Consider the following 17,971-nt stretch of genomic DNA (forward strand, 5'->3'; position numbering starts at 1 on the left):
TAAAACCTCCGATTATGAATAGTTGTTCTGTGGAAGTAGTGTTGTTTACTTCGGTTTGAATACCAAACATGGGCCCATTGTCTATTGATCTAAAAAATTGAAAAGAGTCATAGAGAAAAGGGCTCAGGTTTGACATTCGTGGAGTTCTAGATGGGTTAGGGAGCAAAACCGAGCTTCGCTCCCGTCTCTGTTCCCATCTACTGTGTAAAGAAAATTAGTGAGGAAGGGCTTTAGATTTATGTAGTTTATCGCCGTGGAAAACAAAGTAGAGTCCACTTGCGATCACTAGACCGATGGCACCCCAAACAAAGTTCATCATGTTGTCCCCTGCAATCATCAAGATACTGACCACAACGGCTAGAACTGGGATAACGGGACCAAATGGTACTCGGAAGGTAACCTTTTTGTCTGGGTACATTTTTCTGAGTTTGAGCGCTGCCAAAGCAGTCGGAATATATTGGAAGAAACGGAAGACAACACTGAAGGTTGCTAATGTTTCGAAAGAGCCTGACAACAAGAGTAAGAAGGCGAAGATACCTGAGATAATAATGGCAACGACTGGGGCATTCTTAGAGTTTGTTTTTCCAAGCCCTTCTGGCAAGAGTTTTTCAGTTGCTAGTGCGGCACCAAAACGAGGAACCATGATGGATTCACCAATGTTTAGACCGGCGATTGAAATGAGAGCACCATAGGAGACAAGAGGGGCACCGATAGGGCCAATCATTTTAACAAATGCGTCTTGTACTGGTGCCTCGGTTCCCATAATGCCTCCACCAAGCATAGCGATTGTTCCAGCGATGATCAACATGTAGAGAACTGAGACGATACTGATGGATCCCAAGATAGCACGAGGAACGTTCTTTTCAGGGTTACGCATTTCCCCTGCAACGATGGACATGGTTTCGAATCCGATAAATCCATAGAAGATGTAAACAGCGGTACTAGAAATAGCACTAAAGAGATTTGATCCACTTTCCAATTGAAGGAAAGGTGTGAAGTTGCCCTTGCTTACTCCACCAGGAATAAAGAAGATGGCGAAGAGTGAGAAGAGGACAATTGGGATTAATTTTGCAACAGTAGCTGTCAGTGTGAACATTTTCGATGTTTTCAGACCGGCGATGTTCATAAGACTCAAGAGAACCAACATAACGATACTAATCTGTAGGTTGTAGCCTTCGAATGCTGGGAAGGTAATGATGAAGATCTTAGCAAAACCAGCTAGCATAGCAGCCCAAGCGATAACGGTAACGGCCCAACCGAGAATCCCAACGTTAAAGCCAACGAAGTCTCCGAAAGCGGCTTTTGAGTATTGCATTGCTCCACCGTTTTTGTCGAAGTAGCCAGCTGTTTCAGCCAGACAGGCTGATAGTAGCATGACGAGAATGGCAACCCCGAACATGACGGCTAGAGAAGCTGGTCCGAGGCCGGAATAAATTTTTTGAGGGAGGAGGAAGATACCAGATCCGATCACGGCATTGATACCGTAAAGAGTGGCACCGCTAAAGCTGAATTTCGCTTTTTCTTGTTCCTCAATCGACTGTTTATGTGCTCCGTTCATAATGTTTCTCCTTTGTGAACATTATTGTAGTCCAGTCCAGATAGCAATCGGTTGCTCCCCAGACTGATGGGGTAAAAACGTGATTGTCATCTCTTGAAGAGGAGATGCTTGTTCGATCACCAGGAGCTCGTGAGTTTGGAGGGTTTGAGAATGATTGGTTCCCCATTCGAGTGTTAGTGGACAGAGAGCGTAGATCAATTGATAGCGACTCTGACTTTTGACACTCTCTTTTGGGGATATAGCACTCATATGCCCCTGATAAGAAGGTTTGTAAATTAAATTAAAGTCTTGACAAGTCCCTTGGCTAGATACAGGATCTCCCCCATCAAAGAAGTAGCTTTGAAAGGGGTTCAAAACCACTTCTTTATGGTGATGGGTGAGCCTAATGGAGGCATTCAAGGGCATCAAGATTCGGTGGTAGCCCGTGAGATCGGTAAAGTTACTTTTTTCAACCTCTACCGTTGCAGTAGAGAGGCGGAAGTCAAAGGTCCGATCTGGATAGCTTCCTCCCTCTGGGGAGAGAAAGAGTTGGGTGGTTTGGCCACCGGACCAGGTAGAAATTTGATAATCTGCGGGGGTAAGATGAAGGAGAGTCACCATAGGACGCCTTCTTTCTTAAAAGAGACCAGTGATATTGCCGTGGGCATCGATATCAATCTTTTCACTGGCAGGAACTTTAGGTAGGCCAGGCATGGTCATAATGGTACCAGTGAGAGCTACGATGAAGCCAGCTCCGGCAGCCACCTTAAGGTTACTGATTTTAACTGTGAAATCTTTTGGTGCTCCCATTTTCTTCGCATCGTCTGAGAAGGAATATTGGGTTTTGGCCATACAGATTGGGTAGTTCGAGAAGCCAAGAGCTTCTAATTCTTTGAGTTCTCGTTTGGCTGCTGGTGTTAAGCTGATGCCTTTACCACCATAGACTTTTGTGACGATCTTGGTCAATTTTGTTTCAATGCTGTCTTCTTCGTCATAGACATAAGAGAAGTGGTTTTCTTCTTGAGCCAGTTGAATGACTTTTTCAGCCAAGTCACGACCACCAGCTCCACCTTTTGCCCAGACATCTGAAATGACAACATCTACATTGCGTTTCTTACAAGATTCATAGACAGCTTCTAGTTCGGCTTCTGTATCCAGTGGGAATTTGTTAATGGCAACGACCACAGGTAGACCATAGACTTCTTGGATGTTGGCCAAGTGTTTGTCTAGGTTTGGTAGACCATCGATAACGGCTTGGACATTTTCCGTAGCCAAGTCTGCTTTAGCAACTCCACCATGCATTTTGAGGGCACGAATGGTTGCGACGAGGACAACGGCAGCAGGTTTGAGCCCGGCCATGCGGCACTTGATATCGATGAATTTTTCAGCACCGAGGTCTGCTCCAAAACCAGCTTCTGTCACAACATAGTCTGCATATTTGAGGGCTAGTTTAGTAGCCAACACACTGTTACAGCCGTGGGCGATATTGGCAAATGGTCCGCCGTGGATGATGGCAGGAGTATGCTCCAAGGTTTGCACCAAGTTTGGATGGATGGCATCTTTGAGGACAGCTGCCATGGCACCTCCAGCCTTGAGGTCTTTGGCTGTGACCGGTTGTCCTTGGTAGTTGTAGCCGATAATGATGCGATCAAGACGTTCTTTGAGATCAAGGATGTTTTCTGAGAGACAGAGAATGGCCATGATTTCAGAAGCCACGGTGATGTCAAAGCCATCTTCACGAGGAACCCCGTTTGTTTTTCCTTGAAGACCATCGACAATATGACGGAGTTGACGGTCGTTCATATCGACCACCCGTTTCCAGGTGATGCGACGAGAATCGATGCCCAACTCATTGCCGTGATGGATATGGTTGTCAATCAAGGCAGCAAGGAGGTTGTTGGCAATCCCAATGGCATGGAAGTCTCCGGTAAAGTGAAGGTTGATATCTTCCATTGGAACCACTTGGGCGTACCCGCCACCGGCAGCTCCACCCTTGATCCCAAAGACAGGGCCAAGAGAAGGTTCGCGGAGAGCAATGACGGCTTTTTCACCAATAGCTGAGAGAGCATCGACTAATCCAACAGAGGTGGTTGTCTTTCCTTCTCCAGCAGGTGTCGGAGAGATGGCTGTCACGAGGATCAGCTTTCCATCTTCCTTATCCTTGAGTTGTTCCAGTTGGTTGCTATCAATTTTTGCTTTGTATTTTCCGTAGAGCGAAATATCGTCTTCGGTCAATCCAAGTTCAGCAGCGATATCGGTGATGGGCTTCATTTGGACAGAATTGGCAATTTCAATATCCGATAAAACCATAGAATCCCTTCTTTCTTTATTTTTATTTGCTAGGTTTAAGATAGACTTTCTAAAATGGTTTGGTAAATATTATCTGCAAGATCAGAACCGGTTTGGAGAAGTTTGAGTCCCTTGCCGTGGTATTCTTGGACGAAGTCTTGGTCCTTGATTCCTGAAATGTTGATCAAGACATTGAGCCAAGCACCTTGAAGGCCAGCTTTAAGATTCAGAGCAGCTACCCCTAGGTCACTAGCCGCATTGGTGTTGGACTTGCCAACAGCTTCTTTGGTGGTTTTAAGAGCCTCAACGATGAGCTCCATCATAGAGAAAGGAGATACTGTCGCATGTTTCAAAGCTTTTTGCATGGTTTCACGACGAGCAGCTTTCTCTTCTTCCGTTTCTTTTGGAAGATCAAAGACAGCTGATACGACGTTGAAAGCTTCTGTATCCTTGTCGATGGCTTCTAGTAATTGGTCTTGGAGTTGAGCGCTTTTTTCATGAACCCCTTTGATGTGGTCTTCAAATTCTGCGTAATTTTTCTTTCCAATGGTCAGTTCACAGACCATTTTTGTAAGGGAAATCCCATTTGCAGCGGATAGGGCAGCAGCAGAACCACCACCTGGAGCTGGAGCATCCGAACCAAGGACCTTGGCAAACTCCGTAATACTTAAGTCAACTAGTTTCATAGAACTCCCTTTCTAACCCAACAAGTGATTTTCCAAGACTTGTTTGCTGTAGTCAAAGTCCTCTAATTGTAAGTAGTATTCAGCAGAGTCGATCAAAGCCTTAGCAGGAGCCAGTCCAATAAGTTCTGTTCCGATGATGCGAACACCGTAACGTTGTGCTTCGAAACGAACGGTTTCCACAACACGATACAATGGGAATTGTTCCAAGTTGACCATGTTGATGGAGACTTGGGCGATGTTACGATCTTCTAGCATGACACCGATCGCTTTACAGTATTTGTATCCACCGCTTGATCCGCGAATGATTTTAGAAATTTTATTGGCAATCTCTAGGTCGTCTGTATCAAGGTTGATATTGAAGGCAACGAGCGGCATCCGGACACCGACAGCTGTAACCCCTGCAGTTGGGTGAATCTTGCGTTCGCCGTAGTCTGGCTTCCAGTCTTCTTCCAACAATTTTTCTGGCATTCCTTCAAATTGTCCTTTACGCACTTTTGCCAAGTTCTTCCGTTCTGGACGAGTTGCGGCATCTTCATAAAGGAAGATTGGAATACCTAATTCACGATTGATGCGTTCGGCCACTTTATTAGCAATCTCAACGCATTCAGCTGTAGTGATATCCTTAACCGGAACGAATGGACAAACGTCTGTTGCCCCCATACGAGGGTGTTCGCCTTCGTGCTTGGTCATATCAATGTTTTCAGAAGCGTATTTCACCAATTGGAAAGCCACTTCTTGAATACTTTCTTCATCCCCAACGAGTGTAAAGACGCTGCGGTTGTGACTGGCATCAGACGAGTAGTCTAGTAAAGTGACACCTGGAATACTTTTTGCTGTGGCTGCTAATCCGTCGATCACAGCCTGATTGCGTCCTTCAGAGAAGTTTGGAATACACTCAACAATTTTTGCCATATGATTACCTCTTTTTATAGGAGAAGTTGGGGAGGAGGAGTCTTTGTATTTCCTCCCCTTTCTCAGTTTTTATTTTTTGATGTTAAAACAATTTTTGAACGGCTTCTTTGACCAAATCTTCATCTGCCAGATACGGAATGGTGATATGGTCTGTTCCTGCATGGAGACGGTTGTACTCGATCGCTGTTTCAATGGCATGGTTATTCCGTGCCCAGTTCCGACGAGCAACCCCACCCATAGTGTCCCAGGCAATGGCAGACTTGATGATTTCATCGATCCGGTGGCTACCGTCTAGGACGAGACCAAATCCACCGTTGATGGCTTTACCGATACCAGTACCACCACCGTTGTGGAGAGCAACGAGACTCATACCGCGAGCAGCGTTACCAGCGTAACATTGAACCGCCATATCACAAGTGACGTTCGAACCATCCTTAATATTGGAGGTTTCACGGAATGGAGCATCTGTACCAGATACGTCGTGGTGGTCACGTCCGATCATGACCGGTCCGATCTTACCTTGGCGAATGAGTTCATTGAATTTCAATGCAATGTTGACACGGCCCATGCAATCTTGATAGAGGATACGAGCTTGTGTACCAACCACCAATTGGTTCTTTTCCGCATCGCGGATCCAGTTGTAATTGTCGCGGTCTTGGTAGCGACGAGTTGGATCGATCGCTTCCATAGCTGCATGGTCAGTTGCAATCAAGTCTTCGTGTTTACCGCTGAGGCAGACCCAACGGAATGGACCATAACCATAGTCAAAGAGCATAGGTCCCATGATATCTTCTACATAAGATGGCCAAATGAAGCCGTCCTTGTCATCGAGACCATTCTTAGAAATTTCCTTGATGCCAGAGTCGTAAACAGATTTCATAAAGGCATTACCGTAGTCGAAGAAGTAGGTACCTTTAGCTGTCAAGGCTTTAATCACTGCAAAGTGACGCGCCAAGGTTTCATCGACCAAACGATGGAAGGTTTCTTTGTCTTCAGCCAGCAAACGTGTCCGTTCTTCAAAACTAATCCCAACTGGGCAATAGCCACCATCATAAACGTTGTGGCAAGAGGTTTGGTCAGACAAGAGATGAACATGGACTTGGTGTTCGTTGACATATTCAAGCAAGTCTACGATATTACCATGGTAGGCAATCGAAGTGGATTCACCAGCTTTCAGTGCTGCTTGAGCCAATTTCACAGCTTCTTCGGCACTGTCTGTCACTTGGCTAATCCAGCCTTGAGAGTGACGAGTTTCGATCCGAGAGCGGTCCACTTCTGCAACGATGGCAACCGCTTTTGCGATTTCAGCTGCTTTCCCTTGAGCTCCGCTCATCCCACCGAGACCAGATGAAATAAAGAGTTTACCGGTCAAGTCGCCGTCATCAGGCACACCGAGTTTGAGACGACCGGCATTGAGAAGGGTGTTGAAAGTACCGTGAACGATCCCTTGAGGACCAATGTACATCCAACCACCAGCCGTCATCTGACCGTAGTTGGTCACTCCCATTTCTTCAGCAATTTCCCAGTCGCGCATATTGTCATACTCACCGATCAAGAGACCGTTGGTAATGACGACACGAGGAGCTTCTGGTTTCGATTTGAAGAGGCCCAGAGGGTGACCAGATTCAACCACCAAGGTTTGGTCTTCTGTCATGACTTCCAAGTATTTCTTAATCAAGTTGTATTGCATCCAGTTGGCACAGACAGATCCTGTTTCCCCATAAGTGACCAATTCATATGGATAAAGAGCAATTTCAAAGCTCAAGTTGTTGTCGATCATGACCTGCATAGCCTTAGCAGCAGTGCATTTTCCTTTGTACTCATCGATTGGTTTTCCATAGATGCGATCTTTTGGACGGAAGCGATAGCCATAGATCCGACCGCGCGTTTTTAGTTCTTCCAGAAATTCCGGGATCAACTCTTGGTGGAATTTTTTAGGAATGTAACGCAAAGCATTTTTAAGGGCAATTTCAGTCTGAGCTTGCGTTAAGCGGAAGCCTCTATCAGGTGCACGACGGATGCCTTCTTGAAAAGTCGCCTTTTCAGGTAGGACATCAAAGTCAAGTTTGACAGACATAGCAGCTGCAATTTCTTTCTCGTCTATAAATGACATAGCAGAACCCTCCTTATAGTTGGACTGTGAATTTATATTTTCTTTATTGTATCGAAGAAACGTCAATAAAGAGTCAAAAAAAAATATAATTTTTAATAAAGCAAAAAAAAATGAGGGAAAAACTTTTTGACTTTTTTTTGACGCTTTTCCTGTAGAATTGTAAAATGAATAACAATGGAAATAGAAAGGAATGTTTCATATGTCTGCTGATATCCTATTAACCCACTTTAACCAATTGTTTTGTCCGAATGATCTAGGCCATCCTCTCTATGGAAAAGAGATGGCAGAAGCAAAAATTCTTTCAGATGCTTATATCGCCATTAAAGATGGAAAGATTCTTGCAGTTGGGACAGGTCAACCAGCCCCTGAACTGATTGATGACCATACGGAAGTGAAATCCTGTGAAGGAAAAGTTGCGACTCCTGGCCTGATTGATTGCCATACCCACTTAGTCTATGGAGGCAGTCGTGAACATGAATTTGCGAAAAAGTTAGCAGGTGTTTCTTACTTAGACATCCTCGCCCAAGGCGGTGGAATTCTGAGCACGGTTCGGGCAACACGGGAAGCTTCTTTTGACACTCTCTATGACAAGTCCAAACGACTGTTGGATTACATGTTGCGTCATGGGGTGACAACAGTTGAAGCCAAGAGTGGCTATGGTTTGGATTGGGAAACTGAAAAACGACAGTTGGATGTAGTAGCTGCCTTGGACCGTGACCATGAAATTGATCTGGTATCAACCTTTATGGCAGCCCATGCGATCCCAACAGAGTACAAGGGCCGTTCCCAAGAATATTTAGATCTCATTGTGGAGCAAATGCTTCCCAAAGTGAAGGAAGAAAAGCTAGCTGAGTTCTGTGATATCTTCTGTGAAAAAGGTGTCTTTACAGCAGATGAATCTCGCTATCTTCTTTCTAAAGCTAAGGAGATGGGCTTCAAGCTGCGGATCCATGCCGATGAAATCGAATCCATTGGTGGTGTTGATGTGGCGGCTGAATTGGAATCTACCAGCGCAGAACACTTGATGGTGATTACGGATGAAGGCATTCAAAAACTAGCTGCAGCAAAAGTGATTGGAAATCTATTGCCAGCTACAACCTTCAGCCTCATGGAAGATACCTATGCACCGGCTCGTAAGATGTTGGACGCTGGCATGGCCATCACCCTAACAACGGACAGCAATCCAGGGTCTTGTCCGACAGCCAATCTCCAGTTTGCCATGCATCTAGGTTGCTTCATGATGCGCCTAACTCCAGTAGAAATTCTCAATGCGGTGACCATCAATGCGGCCTATTCAGTTGATCGTGCCAAAACAATCGGCTCTTTCGATGTTGGCAAACAGGCCGACATCACGATTTACGATGCACCTAATCTAGATTATCTCTTCTATTTCTTTGCGACAAATCTCGTGACAGATGTCTACAAGAAAGGTCAAAAAGTCATTTAACCTCCTCCATTTCATTTGGGACTTTGCTCGTTTGCAAAAATCAGCAAAGTCTTTTTTTAAAACCTATCTCTGTAGGGAATGGAACCACTTTAGTGGGAAATTAAAATTTGACGTTCAAAGAATATTTTTCTTACTTTCTGATGTACAAAAAGGGAAATTCTTGATAGAATAGAAGTAATATTGAATATTTTCTTCAATATCATCTGTTTGTCGTGAAAACAGATTGTTTAAACTATTGATCAAACGAACAGGTTGTTCAACAGACCTGTCTAGAAATTGTGAGGAGACAAGATGACTGTCGATTATAACAGCAAAGCTTACTTGGATAAAGTAGACGCTTGGTGGCGTGCAGCCAACTACATTTCAGCTGCTCAAATGTACTTGAAAGATAACCCATTGTTGAAGCGCGAAGTCGTTGAAAATGACTTGAAGGCTCACCCAATCGGACACTGGGGAACTGTACCAGGGCAAAACTTTATCTATGCTCACTTGAACCGTGCCATCAACAAATACGACTTGGATATGTTCTACATTGAAGGACCAGGTCACGGTGGACAAGTAATGGTATCGAACTCATACTTAGATGGTTCTTATACTGAATTGAATCCAAACATCCCACAAAATGAAGAAGGTTTCAAACACTTGTGTAAGATCTTCTCATTCCCAGGAGGAATCGCTTCTCACGCGGCGCCTGAAACACCAGGATCTATCCACGAAGGTGGAGAACTTGGTTATGCCCTTTCTCACGCTGCAGGTGCTGTATTGGATAATCCAGATGTGATTGCTGCCACAGTTATCGGTGACGGTGAAGGAGAAACAGGTCCATTGATGGCTGGTTGGTTGTCAAATACCTTCTTGAACCCAGTCAACGATGGGGCTATCCTTCCAATCTTCTACCTCAATGGTGGGAAGATCCACAACCCAACCATCTTCGAACGCAAAACAGACGAAGAATTGGCCCTCTTCTTTGAAGGTCTTGGTTGGAAACCAATCTTTGCGAATGTCACTGCAATTTCAGAAGACCACGAAGCTGCCCACGCTTTGTTCGCTGAAAAATTGGACGAAGCAATTGAAGAAATCAAGAAAGTCCAAGGAGAAGCTCGTAAAGGTTCTGCTGAAGAAGCAACTCAACCAGTTTACCCTGTCTTGATTGCTCGTATTCCTAAAGGTTGGACTGGTCCAAAAGCATGGGAAGGAACACCTATCGAGGGTGGATTCCGTGCGCACCAAGTGCCAATCCCAGTAGATGCTCACCACATGGAGCATGTCGATGCTCTTCTTTCATGGTTGGAATCTTACCGTCCAGCTGAATTGTTCGACGAAACTGGAAAACTAGTTCCTGAAATTGCTGAAATTGCACCAAAAGGTGACCGTCGCATGGCTATGAACCCAATCACAAATGCTGGTGTGATCAAACCAATGAACACAGCTGATTGGAAGAAACATGCCCTTCAATTCAATACACCAGGTGAAATCATGGCTCAAGACATGATCGAATTTGGTAAGTATGCGGCAGACTTGGTAGATGCGAACCCAGATAACTTCCGTATCTTTGGTCCAGACGAAACCAAATCAAACCGTCTTCAAGAAGTCTTCACTCGTACAAGCCGTCAATGGTTAGGACGTATGAAACCAGACTACGATGAAGCCTTGAGCCCTGCTGGTCGTGTCATTGACTCTCAATTGTCAGAGCACCAAGCAGAAGGAATGCTCGAAGGATATGTCTTGACAGGTCGTCATGGATTCTTCGCTTCTTACGAATCTTTCCTTCGTGTTGTGGATTCTATGATCACTCAACACTTCAAATGGTTGCGTAAGTCTAAGACACATACAACATGGCGTAAAAACTACCCAGCCTTGAACTTGATTGCAACTTCAACTGTCTTCCAACAAGACCATAATGGTTACACTCACCAAGATCCAGGTATCTTGACTCACTTGGCTGAGAAAACTCCTGAATATATCCGTGAGTACTTGCCAGCAGATACCAATAGCTTGCTTGCAGTGATGGATCAAGCCTTCAAGGCAGAAGATATGATCAACTTGATCGTTTCTTCTAAACACCCACGTCCTCAATTCTACTCAGCTGACGAAGCAGAAGAATTGGTTCGTGAAGGATACAAGGTGATCGATTGGGCATCAACTGTTTCAGCAGATGAAGAGCCAGATCTTGTTATTGCAGCTGCAGGTACAGAGCCAAACTTAGAAGCTCTTGCAGCCATCACAATCTTGCATAAAGCCTTCCCAGAATTGAAGATCCGCTTTGTCAATGTGGTAGACATCTTGAAATTGCGTCACCCATCCGTTGATGCGCGTGGACTTTCAGATGAAGAATTTGACAAAGTCTTCACAACTGATAAACCAGTCATCTTTGCCTTCCATGGTTACGAAGGCATGATCCGTGATATCTTCTTCAACCGTCACAACCATAACTTGCGCGTGCATGGTTACCGTGAAAACGGGGATATCACCACACCATTTGATATGCGTGTGATGTCTGAGTTGGATCGCTTCCACTTGGCACAAGATGCAGCTAATGCAGCTCTTGGAGATGCAGCAAGCGCATTTGCAGCGAAGATGGATGAAACAATCGCCTTCCACCATGACTACATCCGTGAAAACGGAGACGACATTCCAGAAGTTCAAAACTGGAAATGGGAAAACGTGAATAAATAAGAAAAAAAGCCGGAGCAATCCGGCTTTTCAGATTTAAGACTAAGTCATATTAAAAACTCACCTAAGGAAAGTTTCTCAGAATACTTTGACTTCAAACTAAAACGTCCGTTTCTTTATAGAAACGGACGTTTTTGATCTTAGGCTGTTTTTTCCACCCAGACACTGCGGACAAAGAAGAGGCTGATCAGAGCTAGTGCTAGAAAAGCAACTCCAAGGTAAAAATAGGGTTGATCCATTGTGGTAGATCGACCAGAGAGGTTGACAATCCCTCGGTAGAGGGCCCCAGCTGTGAGCGTAGCCACTCCTGAATTCCAAAGATTGAGGCTCAGGCGAGAGAAGCCTTTCACCATCAACTGTAGAAGCACTAGTAGGGCGCCACCGATCAAAGGAATCAAGAATAGGTAGTGCATGAAGGCAGAGGTTTCGCCAAAACTAAAGTGTTCGTAGATGCGACTTCCGACAAAGAAGAAAGCTGAAATCAGGGTATACCAGAGAATCGTTTTTTTCAACCGTTGTTTAATAGGATTAGTAACCGATGTAGACAATGTCACTCACCGCCCTTTCTGAAATAGTACCATTTGTTGTTGGTTTATTAATAACTTGGCCATTGAAGTAAAGGGTAGAAGATCCACCCCCGTCCAGGTTGTAGGCTGTTTTAACGCCGTAAGACTTCATCACTTCTGCTAATTGGTAGAGAGACAGGCCTTCACTTTCTGAAGTCCGTCCGTCTGACACGACGATAATGTAGTGGTTTTCATCGATGATCCCAATCGCTGTCCGTGGATTAGACGCCATGGATTGTCCAACTTCTGAGTTGGTATCGACAGTAATTTCTCCATTTTCAACTAAGGAAGGACCGAAAGCGAGGAGATTGACGACCCCGTCTTTGACCAATTGATCTGCAGAGATCTCATCTTCGTAGATAATTTTGAAGGATCCATCCTTGTAAATGGCTAGGTCACCATTGCTTGAATCTTCCCGAACGGTATCGCGGTAGACCACTCCATTTCGGATGACGTACCCTGTACTGTTAGCTCCGTAATAATCACCATTCACTGCTAGAATGGCACTGTTGTTGGCGGCTGTGACAGAGGTCTTAGCAGTCACGTTGGTTCCGTATGTGTTTTGTGCAAAGGCTGTTTTGAGGTAGTCAGATGAGCTGACTGTGATATCTGCAATGTAAACCTGGGTATTTTCAATCGTTTTTTCTGTTAAAGTCACCTGGATATTGTCATCTGAATAGCTAGTATCGGTCGTTGTAGCCGATGCAGCTGCTTTTTTGGCTGCCTTGGTGTCCGTAGTCGTAGCTTTTACGGTTTGGATGGCATCGGATAAGACAAAGGTCTTGAGCATAGAGTAGCTAAAACTGCTGGTCAAAAGAAGTCCAAAGCAGGCAGCATAGGTGTAGGATTTTTTAAAGAATTTCATGGTGGGGAGCAGTCCTTTCTTTGAAGATCACTTTTTTCTGGATCACCCATGAGACCAGAAAGAGGAGGAAGCCAACGACAATCTTACTGATCAGGAGATTGAGCCCGAAAGCAGTATAGAAGAGTCGAATCAAGAGCGTATCGAGAATAAAGAGGCCAAGAGCTAGACCAAAGTAGCCACTTCCGGTTTTAGTAACACCGTCTTTATTCTTAAAGACCAGGTGCTTATTGGTCGAGTAGTTAAAGATGGAACTCGTCACACGAGCGATTCCATTGGCTAGGAGAATACGTAGACTAATGGGCACGGCCATCATCACGAAGAGGAAGAAGGCGTAGACCAGATAGTCAACGATAAAACTACTCAGAGAGGAGAGGGCAAATTTGAACATGTCCTTGTAGATCATGAGGCCATCTCGAATAGGTCGGAAGTGGGAGCCTTCGTTGTCATTGATATAGACCGTCTCGATGGGAACTTCCACGATGGGGAAGGACTTGCTTGCTGCGAGGAGCACATTCATTTCATATTCATAACGCTGTCCGTCAACCTCAAGCATGAAAGGCAAGAGATTCGTAGTAAAAGCTCGTAAGCCTGTTTGGGTATCGCTGACCGCCACTCCGGTTTGTTGCTTAAATAAGAAACGGGTCAATTTATTCCCGAAAGCAGAACGCAAAGGAACTTTTCCAGAGAAGGCGCGTGCTCCTAGAATAAGTGTTCCAGAATGCTCTTGAGATTGGTTAACAACCCTGAAAATATCCCAAATTTTGTGCTGACCGTCTGCATCAGCTGTAACAATGCTTCCATAGGTACCTCTTTCTAGGATGTAGGCATAAGCAGTCTTGAGAGCTTGCCCTTTTCCTTGGTTGTGCTCGTGAGTCAGAACTGTCGCAAGACCCTCCAATTTGTCAAAAATCACTTTCTTGTCAGCGTCACTCCCATCGTCGACCACGATGATGTTAAGATCGCTCTTAGCGTGGACCAAGCGAACCAGTTTGACAAGATTCAGATCCGGTTGATAGGCGGGGATGATAAGATAATTCATAATCGTTCCTCGTTTCTTGAGATTTGTTGTAGCTAGTATAAAGACTCAAGCTTAAAGCTAACTGATATCAGTTTTCTTTAAGGAAAGGAGAGGAAGAGTGGGAATAGTTTCTACTATAAAATGTCATTTTTTTGGGATGTTTCTTTCCTCTCGAAGAGGACGTCCAAAATCATTTTTTAAATCCTAAAGATAATTCTTGCCTTTGTTCGAAAAGTCTGGTATAATAGTTTCTTGTGAGTAAACCTCACTTACCCCTTGCAAAGACAGGGGGTCATTAGTCCAAAAGGAGGAACATTATCAATGGCTAAATACGAAATTCTTTATATTATTCGTCCAAACATTGAAGAAGAAGCTAAAAACGCTTTGGTAGCACGTTTCGATTCTATCTTGACTGACAACGGTGCAACTGTTGTTGAATCAAAAGATTGGGAAAAACGTCGTCTTGCATACGAAATCCAAGATTTCCGTGAAGGACTTTACCACATCGTAAACGTTGAAGCGAACGACGCTGTAGCTCTTAACGAGTTCGACCGTCTTTCAAAAATCAACGGTGACATTCTTCGTCACATGATCGTAAAAGTTGACGCGTAAGAAATCATCAGAGGTGACTTATGATTAACAATGTTGTACTTGTCGGTCGTATGACCCGTGATGCTGAACTTCGCTACACTCCAAGCAATCAAGCAGTTGCTACTTTCAGTCTAGCTGTCAATCGCAACTTCAAGAGTCAAAATGGAGAGCGCGAAGCCGATTTCATCAACTGTGTGATCTGGCGTCAGCAAGCAGAAAACTTAGCCAACTGGGCTAAGAAAGGTGCTTTGATTGGGATTACCGGTCGCATTCAAACACGTAATTACGAAAACCAGCAAGGTCAACGTGTTTATGTCACTGAAGTCGTAGCAGACAGCTTCCAACTATTGGAAAGCCGTGCAGCACGCGAAGGGCATGCAGGTGGTGGTTATTCATCAGGTAATGGTGGTTTTGCTGGAAATGCAGCCCCAAGTTTTGGTGGATCTGATCCAAGCAATGCAGCGCCAAACTTTGGTCGTGAAGAAAATCCATTTGGAGCCAATCCAATGGATATCTCAGACGACGATCTTCCATTCTAAGAATGGGTTTAACGAATTAAAACTATAAAGGAGAATTAAACATGGCTCAACAACGTCGTGGCGGATTCAAACGCCGTAAAAAAGTTGATTACATCGCAGCAAACAAAATCGAATATGTCGATTACAAAGATACTGAGCTTCTTAGCCGTTTCGTTTCAGAACGTGGGAAAATCCTTCCTCGTCGTGTAACTGGAACTTCAGCGAAGAACCAACGTAAAGTAACAACAGCTATCAAACGCGCTCGCGTAATGGCTTTGATGCCTTTCGTAAACGAAGATTAAAAAAAAGACCCTAACGGGTCTTTTTTTCACGAGCTTGGAAATGTAATAGTGAGTTAGGTCCGTGTGAAGCTCTTTGCCCTTTCCTAAGCTCTAATTATGCTATAATGAGGTGAGAAAGGTATCCAGGAGCGCAACATGAAGGAATGCACAATCATCAGAAGCATGATGGAGTATGATATTGAAGGGATTTCTCAAGCCTTTATCCATCAAGGGTGGCCGGGTAGAGAGGATATCTTGGCCAGCTATTTTCAGGAGCAGGAGAACGGAAAGAGAGACGTATTAGTAGCTGAGTCGGATGGATTTGTGGCAGGTTATATCACTATATTGCCTTATGCCAAGCACGGCCCTTTCGTGGGAGTCTATCCTGAACTATCTGATTTTAATGTTTTTGAGCCATTTAGAAATCGAGGAATTGGGAATCAACTCTTAGAAGAGGCGGAAAAAAGAGTCCGGCTACTATCAGAGATTGTCACTTTAGGGGTTGGTTTACACTCGGGTTATGGCCCAGCTCAAAGACTGTATGTCAAACGGGACTATATCCCAGATGGATCTGGAGTTTGGTTTAGGGATCAGCCCTTGGCCCCTTACAGTTCTTGTGAAAACAATGATGACTTAGTCCTCTATTTTTCAAAAAGGTTGAACAGGGAAATGAAGTAAAACAAAAACGGATGAAAACTTCATCCGTTTCTTTTTAGCGTCGAGTTGCGGGTGCTGTGCTCGAGCTTTTAATATTAAAGCGTTTCTTGAGGTAGAAGCGAAGGACAAGTGCTAAAGCTCCTAAAACGATGGCAAGGACATCTGGAATAGTTGGGTTGAGAACCTGTGGGAGTAAAGAAGTAAAGGACAAGACAATGACCCAAAGGAACATGACTCCAACAAGAATCGGCATTGATTTCCAAAGAGAAGGACGTTCGCTACGATCTTTGGTACCATCCATATACTGATAGAAGAAGTAGTACATAAGGTACAAGAGCAAAGCCCCTGTCAAACTTCCTAGGATCAAGGTGATCAAACCATAGCCGGTACGATGCGGTGCAACCAAGTTCATAAAGGCGCTAATCGCAGCAAAAACACCAAAGATAAAGAGGAAGGAATCCAAAATCATGAGAGAGGGAGCATCGTTTAATTTCGGATGCTCTTTTTCATAGCGTTCTTTCTCGCTGAAAGAGTTCGCCCATACAGTTGGAGCTCCAAAAAGGGTCCGTGCTGGAATTCCTTTTCCTTGGTTCTCATGGATAGCTGGAAGAATTTCTTGGATGAGGCTTTCTGCTTCTTCCTCTGTCTTTCCGTTTTCAAGCAATTGGTGTTTGGCGATCCGGATAAATTCTTGATTTTTCTTACTAAGTTGATGAAGGTCGGTTTGAGACATAGTTACTCCTTTGATGTACAAGTTTGGTTAGAACCATTTTTTATGGATGAGGTAGACGACGAGAGACCCAGTCAGGGCAAAGGCGATGAAAATAATCAGCCAGAAGGCATGGGGTTCGCCATTGAGTGGAAGCTCATTGTCCTTGAAGTTCATCCCGTAGGCCGAAAAGATCATGGTCGGAATGGACATGACAATGGTGACGAGGGCTAGGGTCTTCATGATGTTGTTCTGGTTGTTGGAGATGATCGATGCGAAGGTATCGGTCATGGAGTGTAGGATATTTCCATAAATATCTGCCATCTCGATGGCCTGCTGGGTTTCGATCAAGGTATCTTCCAACAGATCCTCGTCTTCTAGGTATTTCTTGATGTTACTAGTAGCACTGGTCAATTTCTTGATCACGCGCTCATTGGTTTTCAGAGAGGCCTTAAAGTAGACGATGGTTTTTTCCAACTCCATCAACTCAATCAGCTCTTCATTACGCGTTGATTTGTGCAATTGACTTTCAATCTGCTCGCTTTTGCGATCCAAGGTACGAAGCGCAGACAAGTAGAGTTCAGCGTTGCGATAGAGGATTTGAAAGATAAAGCGCGACCGCATAAAGGTATAGAAATTCCGCAAGCGTCGGTTGATAAAGATATCTAGAAGTGGCAATTTCTCCAAGCAAGTCGTGATAATAGCCTCTTCTGTCAGGATAATCCCTAGCGGAATGGTCACGTAGTAGGTCTGATTGTTCCGCTCTTCCTTAATGGGGACGTCGACGATAATCAAGGTATACTCATCTTCGATGGTCATACGGGACATTTCTTCCGCATCGAGTGGTGCCCGCAAGTCTGCAATATCAATATTAAAAGCAGAGGCGATTTCCATCGATTCACTTTGAGAAGGGTTAACAAGGTTGATCCAGCTACCGGGTTCCAGCGTCTCTATTTCTTTAAATTCAGTCGTTGTCGATAAAAAGACCTGTTTCATGGTGCCTCCCCTTGTTTTTTTACACCTTAACATTATATCAGAAAAAGGACGGTTTTGGATAAAAGAATACTAAAAAATTTGTTATAATGGAGGTTAACAAAAAGGTGATTAGA

General features: G+C 44.4%; 17 protein-coding genes. 6 read left to right on the forward strand and 11 right to left on the reverse strand.

The annotated features are described in order from the left end of the window. Positions 1-214 precede the first annotated feature (214 nt). The 6 genes from O3642_RS05095 to O3642_RS05120 all read right to left on the reverse strand — a co-directional run bounded on the left by O3642_RS05095 (position 215) and on the right by O3642_RS05120 (position 7,537). Entirely contained in the window at positions 215-1,558 is a 1,344-nt protein-coding gene (locus tag O3642_RS05095) for an APC family permease (protein ID WP_155126428.1), read from the reverse strand. A gap of 21 nt (positions 1,559-1,579) precedes the next feature. Beyond that, on the reverse strand, positions 1,580-2,158 hold the full coding sequence (locus O3642_RS05100; protein WP_003013270.1) for a HutD family protein: 579 nt from the start codon (positions 2,156-2,158) through the stop codon (positions 1,580-1,582). Between the two features lie 15 nt (positions 2,159-2,173). Then, positions 2,174-3,847 (reverse strand): formate--tetrahydrofolate ligase, encoded by a 1,674-nt coding sequence (locus tag O3642_RS05105; protein WP_003008645.1) that lies wholly within the window; start codon positions 3,845-3,847, stop codon positions 2,174-2,176. Positions 3,848-3,882: 35 nt separating this feature from the next. Beyond that, positions 3,883-4,512 (reverse strand): cyclodeaminase/cyclohydrolase family protein, encoded by a 630-nt coding sequence (locus tag O3642_RS05110; protein WP_371605546.1) that lies wholly within the window; start codon positions 4,510-4,512, stop codon positions 3,883-3,885. 12 nt (positions 4,513-4,524) lie between these two features. Further along, entirely contained in the window at positions 4,525-5,424 is a 900-nt protein-coding gene (gene ftcD / locus O3642_RS05115; RefSeq protein ID WP_003008641.1) for a glutamate formimidoyltransferase, read from the reverse strand. Between the two features lie 82 nt (positions 5,425-5,506). Then, positions 5,507-7,537, reverse strand: coding sequence for a urocanate hydratase (locus O3642_RS05120; protein WP_371605547.1), 2,031 nt, complete (start codon positions 7,535-7,537; stop codon positions 5,507-5,509). A gap of 199 nt (positions 7,538-7,736) precedes the next feature. Here O3642_RS05120 and hutI point away from each other — a divergent pair, with 199 nt between their 5' ends. Both hutI and O3642_RS05130 read left to right on the forward strand, forming a co-directional pair. Next, the gene (hutI, locus tag O3642_RS05125) at positions 7,737-8,984 is read left to right on the forward strand and encodes an imidazolonepropionase (protein WP_371605558.1); all 1,248 of its coding nucleotides are present in this window, start codon (positions 7,737-7,739) and stop codon (positions 8,982-8,984) included. Between the two features lie 291 nt (positions 8,985-9,275). Further along, a complete protein-coding gene (locus tag O3642_RS05130) occupies positions 9,276-11,660 on the forward strand; it encodes a phosphoketolase (RefSeq protein WP_003005414.1) in 2,385 nt (794 codons plus the stop codon). Positions 11,661-11,797: 137 nt separating this feature from the next. Here O3642_RS05130 and O3642_RS05135 read toward each other — a convergent pair whose 3' ends face one another. Genes O3642_RS05135 through O3642_RS05145 form a run of 3 tightly spaced genes read right to left on the reverse strand, consistent with a single transcriptional unit; the run spans position 11,798 to position 14,127 of the window. Continuing rightward, positions 11,798-12,205 carry a hypothetical protein gene (locus O3642_RS05135; RefSeq protein WP_037615955.1) on the reverse strand — a complete coding sequence of 136 codons (408 nt, stop codon included), beginning with the start codon at positions 12,203-12,205 and terminating at the stop codon, positions 11,798-11,800. Continuing rightward, the gene (locus tag O3642_RS05140) at positions 12,186-13,088 is read right to left on the reverse strand and encodes a phosphodiester glycosidase family protein (protein WP_003005468.1); all 903 of its coding nucleotides are present in this window, start codon (positions 13,086-13,088) and stop codon (positions 12,186-12,188) included. The genes O3642_RS05135 and O3642_RS05140 overlap by 20 nt, the downstream gene beginning before the upstream one ends. Next, positions 13,075-14,127 (reverse strand): GtrA family protein, encoded by a 1,053-nt coding sequence (locus tag O3642_RS05145; protein ID WP_371605548.1) that lies wholly within the window; start codon positions 14,125-14,127, stop codon positions 13,075-13,077. The genes O3642_RS05140 and O3642_RS05145 overlap by 14 nt, the downstream gene beginning before the upstream one ends. Positions 14,128-14,427: 300 nt before the next feature. Between O3642_RS05145 and rpsF the strand changes: the two genes are divergently transcribed. The 4 genes from rpsF (at position 14,428) to O3642_RS05165 (ending at position 16,174) form a co-directional block, all read left to right on the forward strand. Next, a complete protein-coding gene (gene rpsF / locus O3642_RS05150) occupies positions 14,428-14,718 on the forward strand; it encodes a 30S ribosomal protein S6 (protein WP_003005040.1) in 291 nt (96 codons plus the stop codon). A 20-nt stretch (positions 14,719-14,738) separates the two neighbouring features. Continuing rightward, positions 14,739-15,236 carry a single-stranded DNA-binding protein gene (locus tag O3642_RS05155; RefSeq protein ID WP_371605549.1) on the forward strand — a complete coding sequence of 166 codons (498 nt, stop codon included), beginning with the start codon at positions 14,739-14,741 and terminating at the stop codon, positions 15,234-15,236. A gap of 41 nt (positions 15,237-15,277) precedes the next feature. Next, a complete protein-coding gene (gene rpsR / locus O3642_RS05160) occupies positions 15,278-15,517 on the forward strand; it encodes a 30S ribosomal protein S18 (protein ID WP_000068664.1) in 240 nt (79 codons plus the stop codon). Between the two features lie 135 nt (positions 15,518-15,652). After that, positions 15,653-16,174, forward strand: a complete 522-nt coding sequence (locus O3642_RS05165) for a GNAT family N-acetyltransferase (protein WP_342987022.1) — start codon at positions 15,653-15,655, stop codon at positions 16,172-16,174. A gap of 34 nt (positions 16,175-16,208) precedes the next feature. Here O3642_RS05165 and O3642_RS05170 read toward each other — a convergent pair whose 3' ends face one another. Together O3642_RS05170 and O3642_RS05175 are read right to left on the reverse strand one after the other, a co-directional pair. After that, positions 16,209-16,886 (reverse strand): DUF1129 family protein, encoded by a 678-nt coding sequence (locus O3642_RS05170; RefSeq protein WP_342987021.1) that lies wholly within the window; start codon positions 16,884-16,886, stop codon positions 16,209-16,211. Positions 16,887-16,913: 27 nt separating this feature from the next. After that, entirely contained in the window at positions 16,914-17,858 is a 945-nt protein-coding gene (locus O3642_RS05175) for a magnesium transporter CorA family protein (protein WP_003005422.1), read from the reverse strand. Positions 17,859-17,971: the final 113 nt, after the last annotated feature.

Origin of the sequence: Streptococcus sp. 27098_8_66 (assembly GCF_041431945.1) — a bacterium.
GTDB classification, from domain to species: Bacteria; Bacillota; Bacilli; order Lactobacillales; family Streptococcaceae; genus Streptococcus; species Streptococcus dentalis.

Coding starts and splice junctions, on each gene's coding strand:
- O3642_RS05095 (WP_155126428.1), bottom strand. CDS start 1,558: ATGAACGGAGCACATAAACAGTCGATTGAGGAACAAGAAAAAGCGAAA.
- O3642_RS05100 (WP_003013270.1), bottom strand. CDS start 2,158: ATGGTGACTCTCCTTCATCTTACCCCCGCAGATTATCAAATTTCTACC.
- O3642_RS05105 (WP_003008645.1), bottom strand. CDS start 3,847: ATGGTTTTATCGGATATTGAAATTGCCAATTCTGTCCAAATGAAGCCC.
- O3642_RS05110 (WP_371605546.1), bottom strand. CDS start 4,512: ATGAAACTAGTTGACTTAAGTATTACGGAGTTTGCCAAGGTCCTTGGT.
- ftcD (WP_003008641.1), bottom strand. CDS start 5,424: ATGGCAAAAATTGTTGAGTGTATTCCAAACTTCTCTGAAGGACGCAAT.
- O3642_RS05120 (WP_371605547.1), bottom strand. CDS start 7,537: ATGTCATTTATAGACGAGAAAGAAATTGCAGCTGCTATGTCTGTCAAA.
- hutI (WP_371605558.1), top strand. CDS start 7,737: ATGTCTGCTGATATCCTATTAACCCACTTTAACCAATTGTTTTGTCCG.
- O3642_RS05130 (WP_003005414.1), top strand. CDS start 9,276: ATGACTGTCGATTATAACAGCAAAGCTTACTTGGATAAAGTAGACGCT.
- O3642_RS05140 (WP_003005468.1), bottom strand. CDS start 13,088: ATGAAATTCTTTAAAAAATCCTACACCTATGCTGCCTGCTTTGGACTT.
- O3642_RS05145 (WP_371605548.1), bottom strand. CDS start 14,127: ATGAATTATCTTATCATCCCCGCCTATCAACCGGATCTGAATCTTGTC.
- rpsF (WP_003005040.1), top strand. CDS start 14,428: ATGGCTAAATACGAAATTCTTTATATTATTCGTCCAAACATTGAAGAA.
- O3642_RS05155 (WP_371605549.1), top strand. CDS start 14,739: ATGATTAACAATGTTGTACTTGTCGGTCGTATGACCCGTGATGCTGAA.
- rpsR (WP_000068664.1), top strand. CDS start 15,278: ATGGCTCAACAACGTCGTGGCGGATTCAAACGCCGTAAAAAAGTTGAT.
- O3642_RS05165 (WP_342987022.1), top strand. CDS start 15,653: ATGAAGGAATGCACAATCATCAGAAGCATGATGGAGTATGATATTGAA.
- O3642_RS05170 (WP_342987021.1), bottom strand. CDS start 16,886: ATGTCTCAAACCGACCTTCATCAACTTAGTAAGAAAAATCAAGAATTT.
- O3642_RS05175 (WP_003005422.1), bottom strand. CDS start 17,858: ATGAAACAGGTCTTTTTATCGACAACGACTGAATTTAAAGAAATAGAG.